The 20,436-nt window shown below is 34.2% G+C and carries 20 protein-coding genes and 1 riboswitch; all 20 genes read left to right on the plus strand.

Annotation, left to right across the window (positions count from 1 at the left end):
- The first annotated feature begins 93 nt into the window (after positions 1-93).
- The 20 genes from BN30_RS08335 (at position 94) to BN30_RS09495 (ending at position 20,398) form a co-directional block, all read left to right on the plus strand.
- Positions 94-618: a hypothetical protein gene (locus BN30_RS08335; protein WP_019215048.1), complete on the plus strand. Its 525-nt coding sequence runs from the start codon at positions 94-96 to the stop codon at positions 616-618.
- Between the two features lie 88 nt (positions 619-706).
- The gene (locus BN30_RS08340; protein WP_026880728.1) at positions 707-964 is read left to right on the plus strand and encodes a hypothetical protein; all 258 of its coding nucleotides are present in this window, start codon (positions 707-709) and stop codon (positions 962-964) included.
- Between the two features lie 124 nt (positions 965-1,088).
- Positions 1,089-1,481 (plus strand): hypothetical protein, encoded by a 393-nt coding sequence (locus BN30_RS08345; protein ID WP_019215049.1) that lies wholly within the window; start codon positions 1,089-1,091, stop codon positions 1,479-1,481.
- A gap of 123 nt (positions 1,482-1,604) precedes the next feature.
- Complete coding sequence (gene purC, locus BN30_RS08350) at positions 1,605-2,315, plus strand: phosphoribosylaminoimidazolesuccinocarboxamide synthase (protein WP_019215050.1); 711 nt, start codon at positions 1,605-1,607, stop codon at positions 2,313-2,315.
- Positions 2,315-3,703: an amidophosphoribosyltransferase gene (purF, locus tag BN30_RS08355; RefSeq protein WP_019215051.1), complete on the plus strand. Its 1,389-nt coding sequence runs from the start codon at positions 2,315-2,317 to the stop codon at positions 3,701-3,703. The genes purC and purF overlap by 1 nt, the downstream gene beginning before the upstream one ends.
- Positions 3,690-5,126: an adenylosuccinate lyase gene (gene purB, locus BN30_RS08360; RefSeq protein WP_019215052.1), complete on the plus strand. Its 1,437-nt coding sequence runs from the start codon at positions 3,690-3,692 to the stop codon at positions 5,124-5,126. Before purF ends, purB begins: the two co-directional genes overlap by 14 nt.
- A gap of 9 nt (positions 5,127-5,135) precedes the next feature.
- Positions 5,136-6,410 (plus strand): adenylosuccinate synthase, encoded by a 1,275-nt coding sequence (locus tag BN30_RS08365; RefSeq protein ID WP_019215053.1) that lies wholly within the window; start codon positions 5,136-5,138, stop codon positions 6,408-6,410.
- Between the two features lie 97 nt (positions 6,411-6,507).
- Positions 6,508-8,103 carry an ATP-binding cassette domain-containing protein gene (locus BN30_RS08370; protein WP_019215054.1) on the plus strand — a complete coding sequence of 532 codons (1,596 nt, stop codon included), beginning with the start codon at positions 6,508-6,510 and terminating at the stop codon, positions 8,101-8,103.
- 92 nt (positions 8,104-8,195) lie between these two features.
- On the plus strand, positions 8,196-8,852 hold the full coding sequence (locus BN30_RS08375) for a hypothetical protein (RefSeq protein ID WP_019215055.1): 657 nt from the start codon (positions 8,196-8,198) through the stop codon (positions 8,850-8,852).
- A gap of 369 nt (positions 8,853-9,221) precedes the next feature.
- Positions 9,222-10,289 (plus strand): hypothetical protein, encoded by a 1,068-nt coding sequence (locus tag BN30_RS08380; RefSeq protein WP_019215056.1) that lies wholly within the window; start codon positions 9,222-9,224, stop codon positions 10,287-10,289.
- On the plus strand, positions 10,286-10,954 hold the full coding sequence (locus BN30_RS08385; protein ID WP_019215057.1) for a hypothetical protein: 669 nt from the start codon (positions 10,286-10,288) through the stop codon (positions 10,952-10,954). The genes BN30_RS08380 and BN30_RS08385 overlap by 4 nt, the downstream gene beginning before the upstream one ends.
- Positions 10,955-11,101: 147 nt before the next feature.
- A riboswitch (SAM riboswitch) is annotated at positions 11,102-11,196 on the plus strand.
- A 70-nt stretch (positions 11,197-11,266) separates the two neighbouring features.
- Entirely contained in the window at positions 11,267-12,265 is a 999-nt protein-coding gene (locus BN30_RS08390) for a methionine ABC transporter ATP-binding protein (protein ID WP_019215058.1), read from the plus strand.
- Positions 12,262-12,915, plus strand: coding sequence for a methionine ABC transporter permease (locus BN30_RS08395; protein ID WP_019215059.1), 654 nt, complete (start codon positions 12,262-12,264; stop codon positions 12,913-12,915). Before BN30_RS08390 ends, BN30_RS08395 begins: the two co-directional genes overlap by 4 nt.
- Before the next feature lie 26 nt (positions 12,916-12,941).
- Complete coding sequence (locus BN30_RS08400; protein WP_019215060.1) at positions 12,942-13,811, plus strand: MetQ/NlpA family ABC transporter substrate-binding protein; 870 nt, start codon at positions 12,942-12,944, stop codon at positions 13,809-13,811.
- Positions 13,812-13,972: 161 nt separating this feature from the next.
- On the plus strand, positions 13,973-15,757 hold the full coding sequence (glmS, locus tag BN30_RS08405; RefSeq protein WP_019215061.1) for a glutamine--fructose-6-phosphate transaminase (isomerizing): 1,785 nt from the start codon (positions 13,973-13,975) through the stop codon (positions 15,755-15,757).
- Positions 15,758-15,765: 8 nt separating this feature from the next.
- Positions 15,766-16,635 carry a UTP--glucose-1-phosphate uridylyltransferase GalU gene (gene galU, locus BN30_RS08410; RefSeq protein ID WP_019215062.1) on the plus strand — a complete coding sequence of 290 codons (870 nt, stop codon included), beginning with the start codon at positions 15,766-15,768 and terminating at the stop codon, positions 16,633-16,635.
- Entirely contained in the window at positions 16,625-17,263 is a 639-nt protein-coding gene (locus tag BN30_RS08415; RefSeq protein WP_019215063.1) for an HAD family hydrolase, read from the plus strand. The genes galU and BN30_RS08415 overlap by 11 nt, the downstream gene beginning before the upstream one ends.
- A 9-nt stretch (positions 17,264-17,272) precedes the next feature.
- Positions 17,273-18,154 carry a phosphate/phosphite/phosphonate ABC transporter substrate-binding protein gene (locus BN30_RS08420; RefSeq protein WP_019215064.1) on the plus strand — a complete coding sequence of 294 codons (882 nt, stop codon included), beginning with the start codon at positions 17,273-17,275 and terminating at the stop codon, positions 18,152-18,154.
- Complete coding sequence (gene phnC / locus BN30_RS08425; protein WP_019215065.1) at positions 18,151-18,885, plus strand: phosphonate ABC transporter ATP-binding protein; 735 nt, start codon at positions 18,151-18,153, stop codon at positions 18,883-18,885. The genes BN30_RS08420 and phnC overlap by 4 nt, the downstream gene beginning before the upstream one ends.
- Complete coding sequence (locus tag BN30_RS09495) at positions 18,857-20,398, plus strand: PhnE/PtxC family ABC transporter permease (RefSeq protein WP_019215066.1); 1,542 nt, start codon at positions 18,857-18,859, stop codon at positions 20,396-20,398. Before phnC ends, BN30_RS09495 begins: the two co-directional genes overlap by 29 nt.
- Positions 20,399-20,436 lie beyond the last annotated feature (38 nt).

The following is a 20,436-nucleotide window of genomic DNA, read 5'->3' on the forward strand; positions in this document are numbered from 1 at the left end:
AGTATAATCAGCAGAGCTATAAAATTGGAGCAGGAAGGCACCATTAGGTGCCAGCAATAAGAGAAATTTTAAAAATGTTAAGGAGGAAAGGTTATGAAAAGAAGAATAATTATAAGTATATTAGTTTTAGTAGTATTGTTGGTTACTCCAGTAATAAATATACAAGCTTTGACAATAGAAGAAAGTAAAATAGATAAAATAAATAGAACTCATCCATTAGACAGTGGAAAAGAGATCTTATATTATTTACTTTACACTGAAAATGATGATAAACTGATAAATGATGTTAGAAATATGAAATCAGATTTAAAACTATCTGAAGAACAATTTATTGCGATAAAAGAAATAGGTTTAAATGAACATTTAAAAGATAATGAATTAAATGAAAAGAGTAAAATTGATACTTATAAAAACAATATAGAGTCAGTTAAGCTATACAATAATAATATATATAAATTAACGGATCAAAGAAATCAAGAATTGATTAGAGTTTTTAAATCTACAGAAGAATTAGAAAAGTTCAGAGATTGGATTTACAACTGGTGGATTAAAGAATGTGATTATCGTATGAATAGAAATTCTCTTAGAGCTGATATTGATAGAGTTTCTAATATCTAGGCTACTCAATATTATACTACTAAGAGCGGATCAATTGAAGCATCATTACCAGATAAAAAACTTAAATTTGCAAATTTAGGATGGCCAAATGGTTATTCAAATCCACCATATACTGTTAATGTATATAATCCTAAAAATAGTAAACGGTGAAAATGTAGAAATATTAGACGTTGGACCATGGAATGAGGATGATAATTACTGGGATACAGATAGAAGGATGTTCTCTGGATTAGGTTTAGGAGTTCCTGAAGCTCAAGCAGCTTATTTTGATAGATATAACAATGGAAAAATCAATTTGGAAGAGTTGTTTCAAATCCAGCAGGAATTGATTTATCTATTGAATTAGCAAGAGATTTAGGCTTTGGTAAAAATGTAAACGTTACGAATGAAGAAGAGTACGAGGCGAAGAAGGCCTACTTTGCATTAAGAATCAATGTAAAGAAAGAAAAGTAAATAAGGAGGAATAATAAATGAGTAAAAGTAAAAAAATAATATATGCCATATTAATTATTGTAATAATTTTTGCAGCATATAAATTGATTAACAATAAAAATACAAATAATGAAGAAGTTTTATATCCGGCTATTAACGATGAATTAATTAGTGAATTGGAAAATGGAAAGAAAACATATCTATTTGACAGTGAAGGTGTTGTTAATGAATACCTAGCTAAAACATATCCAGATAGCAAATTTGAGGTAAAAGATAAAAAAGACAGTGGCAATACCATGACCTATACTATAAACCTGGTTGATAAGGATAAAGAGCTTGAATTAACTTTGAAGCAAAAGGAAATTGAAGTGAATAAAGAAAAGTTAAATATATGGGTCATTACAGATAGTAAAGAAATAACAAAGAAGTAAATAGATTGTATAAGGGCTTAGTGATTAAGTCCTTATATTTTTTGTAAAAATATTTCTATAATGATTGAAAAATATTTTTCTTAGTGATATAATTAGAATGTAATTTTTAAGGAGGATGACGACATGGAAAAGTTAGAACAAGTTTATGAAGGTAAGGCAAAAAAGGTTTTCAAAACTGATGACCCTAAAAAGTTTATCTTATCTTACAAGGATGACGCTACTGCATTTAACGGCAAGAAGAAAGGAACTATAGTTGGCAAAGGGGTAGTCAACAACAAGATGAGTAACTTCTTCTTCCAAAAGCTTGAAAAAGAAGGTATACCAACAATATACATTGAAGAACTAAACGACAGAGACACTTTAGTTAAGGCTGTTGAGATAGTTCCACTAGAAGTTATAGTTAGAAACGTAACTGCAGGTAGCTTCTCTAAGAGGATGGGTGTTGAAGAAGGTAAGGAATTAATTCACCCAATAGTTGAGTTCTCATACAAGTCAGATCCACTTGATGACCCATTCATCAACGATGACTATGCTACAGCACTTGGTCTTGCTACTAAAGAAGAAGTAGAAACTATAAAAGACTATGCAAGAAAGGTAAATGAATACCTTTGCAAGCATTTTAAATCTGTTGGCATAAGACTAGTTGACTTCAAGCTTGAATTTGGTAGATATGACGGCAAGATTATCTTAGCTGACGAAATCAGTCCAGATACTATGAGACTTTGGGACTACGAAACTAACGAAAAGCTTGATAAAGACAGGTTCAGACGTGACCTTGGTAATGTTGAAGATGCATACCACGAAGTCATGAGAAGACTTGGACTAGAAAAGTAATGTTTGATAAAATACATGAGGAGTGTGGCGTTTTCGGAGCTTATTCACTTAAGCACGAAGACGTCTCGACTCTGATTTACTACGGATTATTCGCTTTACAGCACAGAGGCCAAGAATCTTGCGGTATTGCTGTAACAGATACCAAGATGAGCCAAAACATCCAAGTTTATAAAAACATGGGTCTAGTTAATGATGTTTTTAATAAAGAAAATTTAGCTAAACTTAATGGCAATCTAGGTGTTGGACATGTTAGATACTCAACTTCAGGTAATTCTACCGTTACTAATGCTCAGCCACTAGTTATAAACTATTGGAAAGGTACTTTAGCCATCGCTCATAACGGCAATATTGTTAATCAAAAAGCACTTAAGGATGAACTTTCACAAACAGGAGCCATCTTCCAAACGACTTCTGATTCTGAAATCATTCCTTATCTTATAGCAAGAGCTAGACTTGAGTCAAAATCTGTTGAAGAGGCAGTTGTCAAGGCTATGCCAAAGATAGTTGGAGCCTACTCACTAGCAATAGCAAGCCCACAAAAGCTTATCGCTGCAAGAGATCCAAACGGTTTTCATCCACTTTGCATAGGTCAAAAAGAAGATACATACTTTGTGTCGAGCGAGTCATGCGCTCTTGACGCAGTTGGAGCAAAGTTCATAAGAGATGTTGAGCCAGGCGAAGTTGTTGTTATTAATGAAGATGGTATAGAATCTGTCTACAAATACGAAGCTAAAAAATCCGTCTGCATCTTTGAATACATTTATTTTGCAAGACCCGACTCAGTTATAGATGGCATCAGCGTTTATGAAGCAAGATTAAACGCAGGTAGGATGCTTCACAAGAGATATCCAGTCGATGCTGACGTAGTCGTTGGAGTTCCAGACTCAGGTACACCAGCAGCTTATGGCTATGCACAAGAGGCTAATATACCATTCTCAATCGCTTTCATCAAGAATAATTATGTTGGTAGAACATTTATTAAGCCTAGTCAAGATCAAAGATCACAAGGCGTATCTATCAAGCTAAACATTCTTAAGGATGAGGTTAAAGATAAGAAGATAGTTTTAGTTGATGATTCAATCGTTAGAGGAACAACTATGAAAAATATTGTAAAGCAGCTTAAGGAGCTTGGCGCTAAGGAAGTTCATGTCAGAATATCCTCACCACCATTCTTACATCCGTGCTTTTATGGTACTGACGTGCCGACAAATAAGGAGCTAATCGCGTTTAAGTATACACAAGATGAGATCAGGGACTACATTGGCTGTGATACGCTTGGTTACTTAAAGGTAGAGGATCTTAAAGAGCTTGTAGAAGGACGCTGTGACTATTGCAACGCTTGCTTTACTGGTAATTATCCAACAGAGGTGGAAGATGGACAAATATAATAAATATATATCGCCGTTCTCAGAAAGATATTCTTCAAAAGAGATGCAGTATATATTTTCAGAAGAATTTAAATTTAAAACTTGGAGAAAGATGTGGATAGCCCTTGCTGAAGCAGAAAAAGAGATGGGTCTAGACATATCAGATGAAGCTATCGAAGAGATGAAGGCTAATAAGGACAATCTTAACATCGAAGTCGCAAAAGAAAGAGAAAAGCTTGTGCGTCACGATGTTATGAGTCATGTCTACGCCTATGGTCTTCAGGCACCAAAGGCAAAGGCAATCATTCACTTAGGAGCAACTAGCTGCTATGTTGGTGATAACACTGACCTTATCACTATGCACGAGGCTCTTAAGCTTATCAGAAAAAAAGTTCTTACTGTTATGAAAAATCTAAGAGACTTTGCCATGAAGTATAAGGACCTTGATACGCTTGGCTACACTCACTACCAAGCAGCTCAACCAACAACTGTTGGTAAGAGAGCCTCACTATGGCTTCAAGACCTTTATATGGACCTAGAAGAGCTAGATAAATTATTAGCAGATTACAAATTACTTGGATCAAAAGGAACTACAGGCACACAAGCCTCTTTCATGGAACTTTTTGACAATGACGAAGAAAAAGTAAAGAAAGTCGATGAACTTATAGTGAAAAAACTTGGTTTCGATAAAGTTTTAACTATAAGCGGACAAACATATACAAGGAAAATAGATGCCAAGATACTTAATGTACTTAGCCTAATAGCTCAAAGTGCATATAAGTTCTCAGGCGACTTAAGACTATTAGCAAATTTAAAAGAAATAGAAGAGCCACTAGAAAAAAATCAAATCGGTTCATCTGCCATGCCATACAAGAGAAATCCTATGCGTGCAGAAAGAATCGCATCCATTTCACGCTACATCATAGTAAACTCACTTAATCCGCAAATAACTGCCGCAACACAATGGTTTGAAAGAACACTTGATGACTCGGCTAATAAAAGGATTGCTGTGAGCGAGGCCTTCCTAGCGCTTGATGGCGTACTAGATATATACATCAACGTTAGCGACGGACTTATAGTTTATGAGAATGTTATTAAGAAGCACTTAAACGAAGAGCTTCCATTTATGATAACAGAAAATATCCTTATGGAATGCGTTAAACGTGGCGGAGACAGACAAGCCCTTCATGACAAGATCAGAGTTCATTCGAGAGAAGCTCAAAAGAGGATCAAAGAAGAGGGCAAGGATAATAATTTATTAAAGCTAATTTCTGAGGACAAAGACTTTAACTTAACTATGGATGACATAGAAGAGATAAAGTCTGATTCAAAGATTAGTGGTAGAGCATCTTCACAAGTTGAAGAATTCGTAAGTGAAACCATTGACCCGATACTTGAAAAGAACAAAGACAGCATCGGTATCAAGGTTGAACTCAATGTTTAGGAGGTATATATGATTACAGCTATAGTAGGAGCTAACTGGGGCGACGAAGGCAAGGGCAAAGTAACTGATATGCTAGCATGTGATGCAGATTATGTCGTTAGATTTCAAGGTGGAGCCAACGCTGGCCACACTATTATCAATAATTATGGTAGATTTGCACTTCATCTATTGCCATCAGGAATATTTAATGAAAACACTGTCAACATACTTGCAAACGGTGTTGCACTAAACATACCATTCTTCATAAACGAGCTTAAATCAATCATTGACGCAGGCGTTAAAGAGCCAAAAGTTTATGTATCTGACAGAGCACAAATAGTTATGCCATATCATATAGACTTTGATAAGTACGAAGAAGAAAGACTTAGCAAGGCATCCTTTGGCTCGACTAAATCAGGCATAGCATATATTTTTGCAGATAAATATCAAAAGATAGGCTTTGAAGTGAATGAGCTTTATGACGAAGAATATCTTTCAGAAAAATTAGATTTGATACTACCAATTAAAAATGCCATTCTTAAGGAGCTTTATCATAAAGAGCCGCTTAAGAAGGAAGATGTATTAAAGACACTTCTTGAATATGGCGAAATGATTAAGCCATATGTTAAAAACACATCCAAGATGCTTAGAAAAGCTATCAAAGATGGCAAGAAAATCTTATTTGAAGGCCAATTAGGTACACTTAAAGATACAGATCACGGCATATACCCAATGGTAACAAGCTCATCAACACTAGCTGGCTACGCAGCCATAGGAGCTGGAGTGCCACCGTATGAAATTAAAAACATCATCGCAGTAACAAAGGCATATTCATCAGCAGTAGGCGCAGGCGAGTTCGTTAGCGAAATCTTTGATGAAGAAGCAAATGGGTTGAGGACTCATGGCGGCGACAAGGGCGAGTTCGGCGCAACAACAGGTAGACCAAGAAGAGTTGGCTGGTTTGACGTAGTCGCAACAAAGTATGGCATAGAAATGCAAGGCGCAACAGATATCGCCTTCATGGTAGTAGACGCACTTAGTTACCTAGACGAGATACCAGTTTGTGTTAGCTACGACATAGACGGCGAGATAACAGATGAGTTTCCTAACACATCCAAGCTTAAAAAAGCAAAACCAGTTCTAGAAAGACTAAAGGGCTGGAAATGCGACATAAGAGGCATAACTAAGTATGAAGAGCTTCCAAAAGAAGCAAGGGACTACATCGAGTTCATCGAAGAAAAACTTGGCAAAAAATTCAAATACATTTCTACAGGACCAAAGAGAGAAGAAATGATAATTAGATAAAGATTAACTACGCTTGTGTATATGAGCGTAGTTTTTTGTTGCAAAAAATTGCATTTGTGATATAATAATTATGTTAAACTACAAGGGAGTACTTAATATGGAACTAAAAAAATCGAAAAAAGAAATGTTAAAGCTTGTTAATATACCTAGCTTTATCTTACTACTTGCACTTTGCTTATTATCAGCAATATTATTTGTAATAGCACCAATCACCTTAAACACGGTTATTGAAAATGTTGGCAAGATTGGTGTTTATGATATACTTAAAGTTATATCAATACTAGCACTTGGATACATAGTTGATTTTATCTCTGTTTTTACAAAGAATCAGCTGGTACAAGATTATCATACAAAAGGCGCTGGTCTTATATATAGCGATATATTTAAATTAGACTACGATAAATACATAAACGAGGGACCAACAGCACTTCGCGAGCTTGCTTATAACGCGGTTGAAGCATATGCTAGTTTTTATTTTGACGTCATACCAAATCTTCTTGTCAATATTGTAACTATAGTTGTAACGATAGCAGTTGCTTGGTCATTTAATTATATTGCAGCTCTATTTATGCTTGCAATCATCCCAATTCACTACTTCGGCTTTAAGGCACTTAATAAAAAACTATCTAAGCTATCAATAAATTTGCAAAGTACAAGTAGTGAATCATTCAAAAATATTAATTCACTTATTTCACAAGTTGATTTTATCAAACAAAACGCTGAGAATGAAAACTTATTACCAGCGATTGAAGATAATATTCATAAATCAGAGGGAGTTAGAAAGAAAGTTAACTACGTTGCTAACGGTGCATCAGGCTTACTTATTGGTTTAAATCAAATCATACAAAATTTGGTAATCATCTTCTTAGCCGCTCTTGCACTTAATGATAAGAACAATTTTGGATCAGTAATATTTGTTATGCTTGTATTTCCTTACTTTTCTAATGCTATTAGAGGTTTATCTTTTACAAATTTAGGCTTTGCTAATGTAAAAGCAGCTGATAATTTTTTAAAGACACTTATAGATTTTAAAGCAAAAGATGGTTCAAAGCCTATGCCAGAGAAAATTGAAAGCATAAAATTTGACATCGACAAGGTCAATATACTTGATAAAAATTTACTTAATAATGTAAAGATGGAGTTTAAAAAAGGAGATATAGTTGGCGTTATGGGCGAGAGTGGTACTGGTAAGAGCACTCTATTAAAACTTATACCAAAGTTTAGAGAAACAGATGGTATATATATAAATGATATTCCTATAAGTGAGATAAAAAATAAAGATTATCTAAGAAAAGTTTCTTATTACTCACAAAACACACCAATTATTACAGATACTTTATATAATAATTTAAATTTTGGACGCAAAAAAGTTTCTAAAGCAATATATGAAGCAATGCCGTTCTTAACTAAGTTTATAAATCTAGATGAAATGATAGTTGAGAATGGAGCGAATTTATCAGGTGGAGACAAACAAAGGATAGCTCTTTCTAGATATTTTACAGAAGATGCTGACATAGTTATACTTGATGAGCCTACATCTTCATTAGATAAAGAAACTGAAGAAGAGCTCATGAAAGAGATACTAAAAGATACTAAGGATAAGATTGTGTTTATAATTAGTCATAACAAAGAAATTATGAAGTATTGTTCACATCTTGTTGAAATAAAAAATAAAACAGCAACAGTTTTATAAAGATTAACTACGCTTGTGTATATGAGCGTAGTTTTTTTGTTGCAAATGGGGGGGGGGTACTTGTGATATAATAAAAAAAAGGGGTTGATAAAATGAAGAAGAAAATAGTTTTATTTCTTTTAGTGCTTTGTTTACTAATGAGTTTTGGCTGCACAAAAACAAAAAAAGAAAATAAAAATGATATTGAAACTAAGAATGAAACGACTGAAGAGACAAGAATAAGTGAATTAGAAGAAGAAAATAAAAAGCTTAAGGATAATCTTGCAAGCTTTGCACTTTCACAAGAAGAACAAGAAGAGATAATTAAATATTATAGAAGCATATTTTCAAATATGAGCAAAAGAGATGATGAAGACTTAAAAAATAAAGTTAATGCAGATGTGCTTACACCAATGTTTTCATTTAAAGAAAGATTGCTTAATGAAGAAGAAGTTATACCTATAAGTAGTCTCGATGACAAAGCGTTGACAATACACTTTACATATAAGAACTTGCCAATAAGTTTAAGACATGAGTATCAATTAGCATTCCAAGATGAGCTAATTAAGATAGATCCTGAAAAGATGCTTGAGATTAAAACTACTCATGATTATGATATTGTGAATAATAATGCTTACGGATTAAATGATGCAGCGATTACGATTAAAGACGTAAAAGCTGGTGACAGCATAAGCATAGTACTTAGTGATGAACTTGCTAAGCTATGTGATTATAAGAGCGGCAGCATCACCATAAACATAATTGAGTAATATAAATTAAGGGGAAGTAGTCTCACTTTTCTAATCTATAAAGAAATCTTATTAAAAGAGAGAAGAAATGATAATAAGATAAAAATTAACTACGTTTGTGTATATGAGCGTAGTTTTTTACTGCGCATGGATGGATTAGAAAAAGTGAGCAAAGGACTAAAAAAATCTTGCAAGCTTTTATTTAAGATCAAGTGATTCTTAAGTTTTGATATACACATAGAAATCTTAGCATATCAATATTAGTATAATATATTAATAAACCAAATACAAGTTTGATATTAATTTAACTTGATATAATAGTTAACATATGGTATACTATCAGCATAGAGAGGATGTAAGTAAGAAAGAAAATGATATGGAGGTATGAAGATGAAAAAAATCGCTTTATTTCTTTGTTTATTATTAATGATTTTTAATATAAATATTAATGCTCAAAACGAACTTATAACTGAGACAACTAAGGGTAGGCTTTCATATAACTTATATCAGGCAAGACCAGTATCTATTACTGATGATAGTATATATTTTTACATAATTTACAAGCCTATATTTAAAACAAATCCTTATGCATTTTCCCCTAAAATCTTTAAATATGATTTAAAAACAAGTGGTGTTGAAAGCATATTTGCATTGGATAGAAATGAGGCTGTTTTGAACTTGATAAGTGATGAAAGAAAAACTTTATTACTAAGTTATGATGGAGCTAGTATAATAATTAGAACAAGATCTAAAAAAGGGATTATAAAAAAAGAAATACTTTCGAGATCTAATTCTAAACCCTATACATTTAATACTGAAAAGAAAATATGTATTTGCTATGAAGACTCAAATAATAAAGAGAATATAGTTACAAAGTTTACAATATTAGATATTGATGCCAATCAATCAATCGTTAAAACTTGCGAATTAATAGGAAGCGATAAAGCTTATAATGGAGAGTATTTATCAGTTGTAGGTGGTAGTGATGGCGCAATATACGTATCTATAATAAGTATGAAAAACGGCAATTTCAAAGGTAAAAATGTTATAAGCAAAATATATGAATATGATGATAAGAGGAATGAGTTGGTAAAAACTGAAGCAGAATATAAGTTTTTAGCAAATGCTATGTGTGGAGATTCTAAGTATATCATTATAGATGAGTATAATGAGGAAGATCCTAATTCTCAAACCTTAAATATTTTTTACATTAAAGAAAATAAAAATATTAATTTAGCTGAAAAGACTAATAAGATGAGAATTAAAAATATACTAAAAACAGAAAATAAATTTATAATTGAAGCTGATAAAGGTATATATGAACTTAATTTAACCCAATCCGTGCTAAAAACTATATACGACGAAGAATTAGATAGCTTATTATATCATCGTAATAAAATTTATTTATACAATTATGATTCTAATTATGAACAATTTATATTGAGGTTGATAAAATGAAAAGGAAATATGCATTAATTATTTTATTAGTTTTTTCTTTATTTTTAATTTCTTGCAACAAAGCCCAAGACAAAGAAATTAGTGATAATAATGAAAAAATGATAGCAAAAGAAGATGAAATTAAGAATTTAGAGGATAATATATTTAGTCTAAATATGGAAAAAGAAGAATATAGAAAGAATTATGAAGATATTGCAGAAAAATATATCGATTTAGAAGAAGTAACAAATTTTTATAAAAGAATTGCTGGTGAATTTACAGGAAAAGATGCTATAAGAAATAAATTTGCCTCAAATTTACTTGGCATAAGCTTTGGCATTGGCGACAATAATCTTGAAGATGGATTTAAGGTGTCTTTAAATGGACTTTATGGTCAGCCGTTAAGAATTGGTGTTTCATACAATATAATCTCAAATAAAGTAAGACATGAATATTCAAGTTATTTTGGAGAGTCTTTGCCGGCAATTAATTTAGCTTCTATGCTTGATATTAAGACAAGTGGAGACTACGTTATAGAAGGAGAAAGCATTGATAAAATACAAAGCGATAAAATTATATTCAAAAATTTAAAAGCTGGTGACAAAGTAATTATTAAAATGAATAAGACTTTACAAGATCTTACTGATTATAAGTCGGATACCATCACCATAAACATAGTAGAGTAATTAAAATTAAGCGAGGCACTTGTCTCGCTTTTTACATATCTATAAAGAAATCTTATAATAATATACACTTTTTTATAAAAAAATCTATATTTGTGATTCAAATCACATATTTAATATAAAATGAACTGTATAATTTAAACACAATATAATTCATCCAGAGAGGCGGAGGGACTGGCCCTATGAAGCCCGGCAACCTGTTTAAACAAGGTGCTAATTCCAGCGGTTATACCGAGAGATGACGATTTTTCATGATACTCTTTATCTTTTGGTAAAGAGTTTTTTTATTGGATTTATCCAAGGAAGGAGGAGCTTATGATAGAAGCAAAAAATTTAATTAAGACTTACAAGGTAGATGGCAAAGAATTTAATGCTGTTGATGGTGTAAGTTTTAAAGCAGAAAAGAAAGACATCTTGGCCATCATAGGTTTATCTGGCGCAGGTAAGTCTACTTTGGTCAGACTACTCAATAGACTTGAGGAAGCTGATGGTGGCGAAGTAATCATAGATGGAGTGAACATCTTTAACTTAAAGCAAAAAGAGCTCTTAGCTTTAAGAAAGAAAATCGCTTTTATCTTTCAAACTTTTAATCTTTTTAGTCAATACACAGTTCTAGACAATGTTATTTTCCCTTTAAACTTAAATGGATTTAAGGGCGACAAAAAGGCTGAAGCGAGAAAGTTTCTTGATTACGTTGGCTTACTTAATAAAGAGAAGGCATATCCAAGTGAATTATCTGGTGGACAAAGACAAAGAGTTGCCATAGCAAGAGCTCTTGTATCTAAGCCTGAAATTATACTTTCAGACGAAGCAACGAGCGCACTTGATCCGGAAAGCACTAGGATGGTCATAGATTTATACAAAAGAGCAAGAGATGACTTTGATACGACTACCATCATGATAACGCATCAAATGGAAGCGGCAAAGGATGCTTCGAACAAAATTGCTCTTATGGAAAATGGAAGAATTATAGAGGAAAACCCTACTACAGAGCTTTTCAAAAACCCAAAGACAAAGCTTGCACAAAGCTTTATCAAGAAGGCAGCTCCTGATATTGAGCTTGATTACAGCGCTTTCACTGGCAAACTAATAAGACTTTCTTATTCAAAAGATACAGTTAAAACGCCTGTATTAAGTAATGCGATGAAAAACTTTAATGTTGATATCAACATCATAGATGGCAATATCAGTAACGTTTTGGATGAAGAGCTTGGTTACATGGTTGTTGAGCTTCGCGGCTCAGACGAAGAGGCACAAAAAGTAATTTCTTATTTAAAAGCTAATTGCGCAGAGGTATCGGAGGTGATAGCATGAGATTCAAGGAAATAATGGACATAGTTTTACCAGCACTTCCTGAAACTATAATCATGATTATAGTTCCGGCACTCATCGCTCTAATCATAGGACTTCCATGGGGTGTATTGACTTATGTGACTAGGCCAAATGGATTAAGAGAAAATAAATTTATATATACAATTACTAATGGCGTCATCAATATTTTTAGAAGCATGCCAGCAATTATATTAATCATAGTCCTAGCGCCATTATCAAGATTTATAATTGGTAAGGCAATAGGAACTGAGGCGGCTTTAGTGCCACTAACATTCGCGGCAGCGCCTTTCATAGCAAGATTATATGAAGGATACTTCCTAGAAGTTGACTCGGGCGTCATAGAAGCAGCCAAATCAATGGGCGCAAGCAATTTCGAGATAGTAAAGGTACTATTAAAAGAGACAGTACCAGCAGCTATACTTGGCGTAACAACTACAATCATTAACTTAGTTGGCTATTCAGCAATGGCTGGAGCACTTGGAGGAGGCGGCCTTGGAGACATCGCAATCAGATACGGCTACCAAAGAAATCAACTTGATATACTTTGGATATCAGTCGCACTCATAGTTATAATCGTACAAATTGTACAATTCACAGGAAACACTATTTACAAAAAAGTAAACAAAAAATAAATTTACAAATTTAAGGAGAGAATAAAATGAAAAATATATTTAAATTATTATTAGCATTAACTTTAGTAGCAACACTTGTAGCTTGCAATAATTCTACAGGAAATACAAATAAAAATGTAACAGAAGAAACTACAGGAACAAGTTCTGAAACAGAGTCAGAAACAAAGACAGATGAAGACAATAAGATTATCATAGGTGTATCACCAGTGCCTCACGCAGAAATAACTGAAGCACTTAAAGATGAATTTGCAAAAGAAGGCCTAGACGTTGAAGTAAAGGTATTTGATGACTATGTTCAACCAAATCTTGCACTTGATCAAGGCGACATCGATGCAAACTATTTCCAACACATACCATATCTAGAAAATTTTGCTAAAGAAAGAGGACTTAGCTTAGAAAATCTAGGTTCAGTACACATCGAACCAATGGGATTATACTCAGACAAGATAAAATCACTTGATGAATTAAAGGACGGAGACGAAGTTTTAATTCCAAGCGATCCATCAAACGGACGTAGAGCTTTACTATTACTTGAAAAGAATGGTTTAATCACACTAAAAGATGATACTAAAGAAGATATAACTGAAAAAGATATTGATCAAAACACAAAGAATCTAAAGTTTACACCAATTGAAGCAGCTAATATACCAAACGTTTATAAAGATGCAGCACTTGCAGCTATCAACACAAACTTCGCACTTGGCGCAGGACTTAACCCATCAGCTGATGCTTTAGCTCTTGAAGACAAGGACAGCCCTTACGCAAACATCATCGCTGTTAGAAAAGGTGACGAAACAAAAGATAAGTTCCAAAAGCTTATCAAAGTATTCCAATCAGAAGCTTGCAAGAAATTTATTGAAGAAAAATACAAGGGTGAAATATATCCTGCTTTTTAATTTTTAATGACAAGAGAAGTGATGGCTACGGCTATCACTTTTCTTTTGTAAAAATTTTATATTTTTTTCATAAATATATGTTATAATTAGTATAGATGTTTATGCGCGAAAATATTCACGCACTATGAATGTTATAAATGCTTTTTTGAAAGGAAGATATTATGTGTGGTATAGTTGGATACTATGGCAAGAATGATGCGATAAATTATGCAATCAAGGGACTTTATAGCCTTGAGTATAGGGGCTATGACTCGTCAGGAATTGCGTTTATTAAAGATAATGATTTAAAAATATATAAAAGAGTTGGCAGGATAAAGGAGCTTGACAAGGTTTGTCCGAAGGAAGCTTCTGACATAGCTATCGCTCATACGAGATGGGCGACACATGGAGGCGTGAGCGAAACAAACGCGCATCCGCACCTTGATACGAGTGCTTCATACGCTATAGTTCATAACGGCGTCATAGAAAATTATCTTGAGCTAAAAAGATCTATGCCTGACTTTACTCCGAAGGGTGAGACTGACACAGAAGTTCTTGTTGAATACATCGCAAGAAATATGAAAGAAAACAATGTAAGTAGCTTTATGAAAGCACTTGAGGGAGTAAAAGGCAGTTACGCGATATTAATTTTGGATAAAAAGACAAAAAATTTATACTTTGCTAAGAATGGCTGCCCATTATTGATGAGCGTTAAGAATGACGAATATCTATTTGCAAGTGATATTTCGGCTGCCATTGACTTAAGTAATGAAATTATTTATTTTGAAGATGGTGATGTGGGCGTTTTAAATGCTGACGGCATCAAGATATATAACGATGATAAAGAAGTTCAAAGAGAAATTCAAAAATCAAATGTAAATATAGAAGAAACTCAAAAAGATGGCTACGAGCACTTTATGCTTAAGGAAATACACGAAGAGCCAAAGAAGTTCAAAGAATTACTTGATAGACACATTCGTGACGGCAAGGTATATTTCGATGAATTAGATGGACTTAATCTAAATGATTTTGATAACATCTATGTCACAGGCTGTGGAACTGCTTATCATGCAAGCCTACTTGCGAAAAATTATCTTGAAAGATTCTTAGAAAGACCGATAATTGCTGAAACATCGAGCGAATTAAGATATTCATATAATTTCATTGGCAAAAAGACACTTCTTATAGCAATCAGTCAATCAGGTGAAACGGCTGATGTCATGGGCCTTGTGAAAGAAGCAAAAAAAAGCGGTGCGACAGTACTTGCCATCACAAATGTGATTAATTCATCGCTTGACAGAATCGCTGACTACAAAGTACACATCTTTGCTGGACCAGAAATTTCAGTTGCATCGACAAAAGCTTTTATGATGCAAATACTATGCATATATTTACTAGGAATATACTTTAGAGAAGGACTTGCTGGCTACGACTGCGGTATGTACAGCCAAATTGTTGATGAACTTATTAAAATATCAAAAGAAATGGATTCAGAAATCACAAGACTTGAGCCTATTGCCAAAGAAGTTGCTAGCAAAATTAAAGATAAGGAAAAAATATTTTTTATTGGTCGTGACCTTGATTATATCGCGGCTCTTGAAGTTTCGCTTAAACTTAAAGAGATTAGCTACATCAATTCAATCGCATTCAAGGCAGGCGAGCTAAAACATGGCAGCATAGCGCTTATAGATGAAAAATCATCGGCCATTGCCTTTGCAAATGAAGGACAAATTTATGAAAAGACTAGAACTACTTTAGAAGAGCTAGTTGCTAGAGGCGCTGAGACTATACTCGTGACAAATCAAGACGAGGGCGAGGGCATAGTGACCTTAAAGAGAACATTCACAATTTTTACGCCAATTTACAGCGTTTTATTTGGTCAACTTATGAGCTACTATACAGCGAAGTTTTTAGGACGCGACATAGACAAGCCGAGAAACTTGGCAAAGAGCGTAACAGTAGAGTAGGAGGATATATGATTAGAAAAGCAATAATACCTGCGGCTGGCTTGGGAACGAGGATGCTTCCTCAGACTAAAGCATCGCCAAAGGAGATGATACCAATCTTTGATAAGCCGACCCTGCAATATATAGTTGAAGAGGCTTATGAATCGGGCATCACGGACATACTGATTATAACTGGAAGGAATAAAAATTCTATAGAGGATCACTTCGACAGAAATATCGAGCTAGAGAAATCTCTTGAAGATTCGGGCAAATTCGAGATACTTAAGGAGATTAACAAAATATCTGACATGGTCAATATTTATTACATCAGGCAAAAGGCGCCGCTTGGTCTTGGACACGCGATTTTGTGTGCAGAGAGCTTTGCTGGTGGGGAAGATGTCGCAGTGCTTTTAGGCGACGACATCGTTTATTCAAAAGAGCCCTGCTTAAAGCAACTGATGAACGCTTATGACGAGACGGGCAAATCCATCTTAGGTGTTGGTCTTGTAAATAAAGAAGATACATCAAAGTATGGCATCATCGCTTATGATGAAAAAGTGAATGAAAGATTATATAAGCTTAAGTCCATAGTCGAAAAGCCAGATATTGACAAGGCTCCATCCAATATAGCTGTGCTTGGTAGATACATACTAAAAAATGATATCTTTAGCTTGCTTAAAAAGACTAAGCCAGGTAAGAATGGCGAGATACAGTTAACTGATGCTATTGATATGCTTTTAAAAGAAGACGATATCTACGCTTATGTCTTTGAAGGCCACAGATATGACTTAGGCAGCAAACTTGGATTTATACAGGCAAATCTTGATTTTGCTTTAAGAAGTGATATTCGTGAAGATGTTTTAAAATACATCAAGGATATAGTGAAAGATGAGGCTTAAGGACTTTGAGGCAGCCATCTTTGACTTGGATGGAACTGTCTTTGACTCGATGAATGTTTGGAAGAACGTTGACCTAAGATTTTTCAATAGGCACTCGCTCTTCTTAACTGACGACTACTTTGATAATATCATGCACAAAACTCTCACGGACTCGGCAAAATACACAATAGAGCGCTACGCACTCAATATGACGACTGAAGAAGTCGTTAACGAGTGGACTCATCTAGCAAAAGAAGAATTCGAGAACAATGTAGTGCCAAAGAAAGGCATCATTGATTATTTAAAGAAAATTAGAAAAAAAGGCGTAAAAACTTCAATCGCGACAGCGAATGAGAAGGACATATTTATTACTACGCTTAAAAAGTTTGATATGCACACGCTTTTTGATGACATAGTGACTCTATCTGAAGTTGGTTCAGATAAATCGTCGCCAATCATTTATTTAAAGTGCATTGCAAAATACAATATCATGCCGCAAAACACAATAGTTTTCGAAGATTTGCCGAAAAACCTCAAAACTGCGAAAAAAGCAGGTTTTGTAACAGTTGGCGTACTTGATAACGAGGACTATCTGTCACATATTTCTAAATATAGCGACATCATCATCAGAGATTTTACAGAAATTTAGGAGGACATTATGAAAAAATTTATTTTAACACTAATTATTCTATCTATGCTTATGGCTTTAGTATCTTGTAAGCCAAAGGAAAAGGAAGAGCTTAAACTAGGCTTTGTGCCTTTAGTTGACCAAGATAAACTAGAAGATTTAACAGAACCACTAACAAATATACTTACAGACAAGCTTGGAACAAAGGTTTCTATGTTTACTTCAACAAACTATGTTGGCGTAGTTGAAGCACTTGGCTCAGGAAAGGTTGATTTTGCAATCATCCCACCATTTGCCTATGTACTTGCAAATAAGAATGGCGGAGCACAAGTACTTTTATCAGCACTTAACAAGGACGGCAAAAATTATTATAGAAGTGAATTATTAGTTAGAAAAGATTCTGGCATCAAAGAAGCTTATGAAAAAGACGGCTACGAAGCACTTAAGGGTAAAAAGATTGCCTTCGTTGACCCAGAGAGCGCATCAGGCTACATCTACCCAGGCGCTATGCTTGTTAAGGGCGGACTTGATCTTGAAAAAGATATTGAATATATGTTTGCTGGTGGACATGACAAGGCGGTTCAAATGCTTTTAAATGGCGATGTTGACGTATGTGCAACATATGAAGGCGCTGAAAAGAAGCTTATGAAGGACTTTGATGGACTTGAAGGACTAGAAGTGCTTGAATATACTGACAAGATCCCATACGTATGCGTAGCAGCAAGCAAGGACCTTTCAGATGATATGAAGAAAAAGATAAAAGAAGTATTTCAAAATGATTTATCAAGCGGCGAAGGCAAAGAAGCCTGCGAAAAAATATTTAATTTAACAGGTTTTGTCGAAGCAACAAACGATGATTTTCAAAATGTTATCGATACAGCTAAGATTATGAACGTTGATTTAAGTAAATGATATTAGAATTAAAAGATATATCAGTACAATACGAAAAAAATATAGATGCGATCAAGGACGTCTCCTTTAATGTAGAGGGAGGCGACTTTGTTGCGCTTATAGGCCCATCAGGTGCAGGCAAATCAACTCTTTTAAAAGCAATTAACGCGCTTAATCCTCTTAGCAAGGGAAGCGTTATATATAAGGGCGAAGACGTTCATAGCCTTCGCGCAAAAGATTTAAGAAGTCTTAGAAGAAATATTGCCTTCATTTTTCAAGATACAAGCATTATTGAAAATATTTCAGTTCTTGATAATGTTTTATTAGCGCGTCTCGGCGAGAAGAATTTTTTTGAGGCAATGTTATCAAAATTCACAAACGACGAGTATATGGATGCGCTCAAAGCCATTGAGATGGTTGGGCTTAAAGAGAAAACTTATGCACTTGCAAAAGATTTATCTGGTGGACAAAAGCAAAGAGTTGCCATAGCTCGCTCACTTTTTCAAAAGTCAGACCTTATCTTAGCAGACGAGCCTATATCTTCCCTTGATATAGAAACAAAGAGGTCAATCATGGATATTTTTAAAATGCTTAATACTGATTACAAAAAGACAATTATCATAAGTATGCATGACCTTGATTTATCGCTTGAATATGCAAAGAGAGTAATTGCAATCAAGGACCACAGAGTGTATTTTGACAGGAGTACAAATGAACTAAATTATGACTCAGTTAAAGACTTATTTATCTAAAAAGAGAAAAAAGAATATTTTATTAGTAATGGCTTTTTTAGTCATGCTAGTGGCATCAGGCTTAGGATCACAAGTTTCCTTAAGCTCTTTTTTGCGTGGACTGCCAGATATGCTTGACCTAGTCAGAAGGATGTTTACACTTGATTTTTCATATATAGTATCGGTTATGGATTTACTATTCGAAACATTTCTTATGGCCTTTGTATCATCGGCCTTTGGGGTATTCTTGGCCTCTCTCATAACATTTTTCCTTCCTTACAACACAAGCCCTTCGCAAATAGTTTCAAAGGTACTAAGCGCAGTATTTTCAGTTTTTAGAACGCTACCATCACTTATATGGGCAGCTTTACTTGTGAGCTTTTTCTCGGCTGGACGCTTCTCAGGTCTTTTAGCCTTGAGCATAATTTCATTTTTCATGTCAACAAAACTTATAAAAGAATATATAGAGGCCATGGACAAGGATGATTTTGATTTTTACAAGTCACTTGGCATTGGCAAAGGCAAAATTTATTATAAGATAATACTTACTAAGATGAGAAAATTTATTGTATCGACATTTTTACTTTGCCTAGAGAGCAATATCAGAAGCGCGTCAATACTTGGACTTGTTGGCGCAGGCGGCATAGGACAAAGACTTTGGCTTGAGTTAAATCACATGAACTACGATAGAGTCTCGTCAATCATATTTATGCTACTTATATTAATTTTCCTTATAGACTTAGTGAGTCAAAAGATAAGAGAGATAGATATAAAAAGTCCGATAAATGTTAATAATTTAGCTTTATACAAAAAAAGCAATATACTTAGGGAGATATTATTCATAATTTTTTTGATAGCACTTTTCCTTATAATTAAATTTTCAATCAATATTACCTATGAACGCTTTACACTTGGTCTTAAGCAAGGCGGCGTTATAATTAGAAAGATAATAAGCCCAGATTTTGCTTATTTATCAAGGGCAGTGCCAGCAGCTTTTGAATCAGCTGCCATCGCCATATTTGCTTCACTTATGGGAGCCATCGTATCATTTATATTTACACCATTTACTGCGGTGAACATCGCTCCATCAAAAAAAGTTTCAGTTTTATTTAAAGTACTCATCAATGTAATCAGGACCTTCCCAGCCATCATCTCAGCTATAATTTTCTTCAGAGGCTTAGGACCGGGCCCCTTTGCAGGCGCACTCGCACTAAGCGTTTATACATCGGGTATGCTTAGTAAACTTTATTTTGAATACATCGAAGACATTCCAGCTGAAACAATCATGTCCATGAAGGCACTAGGCTTAAGTCCATTCACCATGTATGCGAAAATTATTTATCCAAAGACATATAGAAGTTTTTTAGGTTTTGTGCTATATAGACTCGAATCAAACGTTAGAAACTCGTCGATACTCGGACTTATCGGGGCAGGCGGTATCGGTACACTTCTTTCTATGAACATAGCGTGGCGCAATTGGAACAGAGTTGGCTCACTTTTATTAGTCAGCTCAATCATGATTATATTTTTTTGATTATTTATCATCAACAATTAGAAAAAAATTATTATAAT

It is taken from the genome of Fenollaria massiliensis (genome assembly GCF_000312505.2).
Lineage (GTDB): Bacteria > Bacillota > Clostridia > Tissierellales > Peptoniphilaceae > Fenollaria > Fenollaria massiliensis.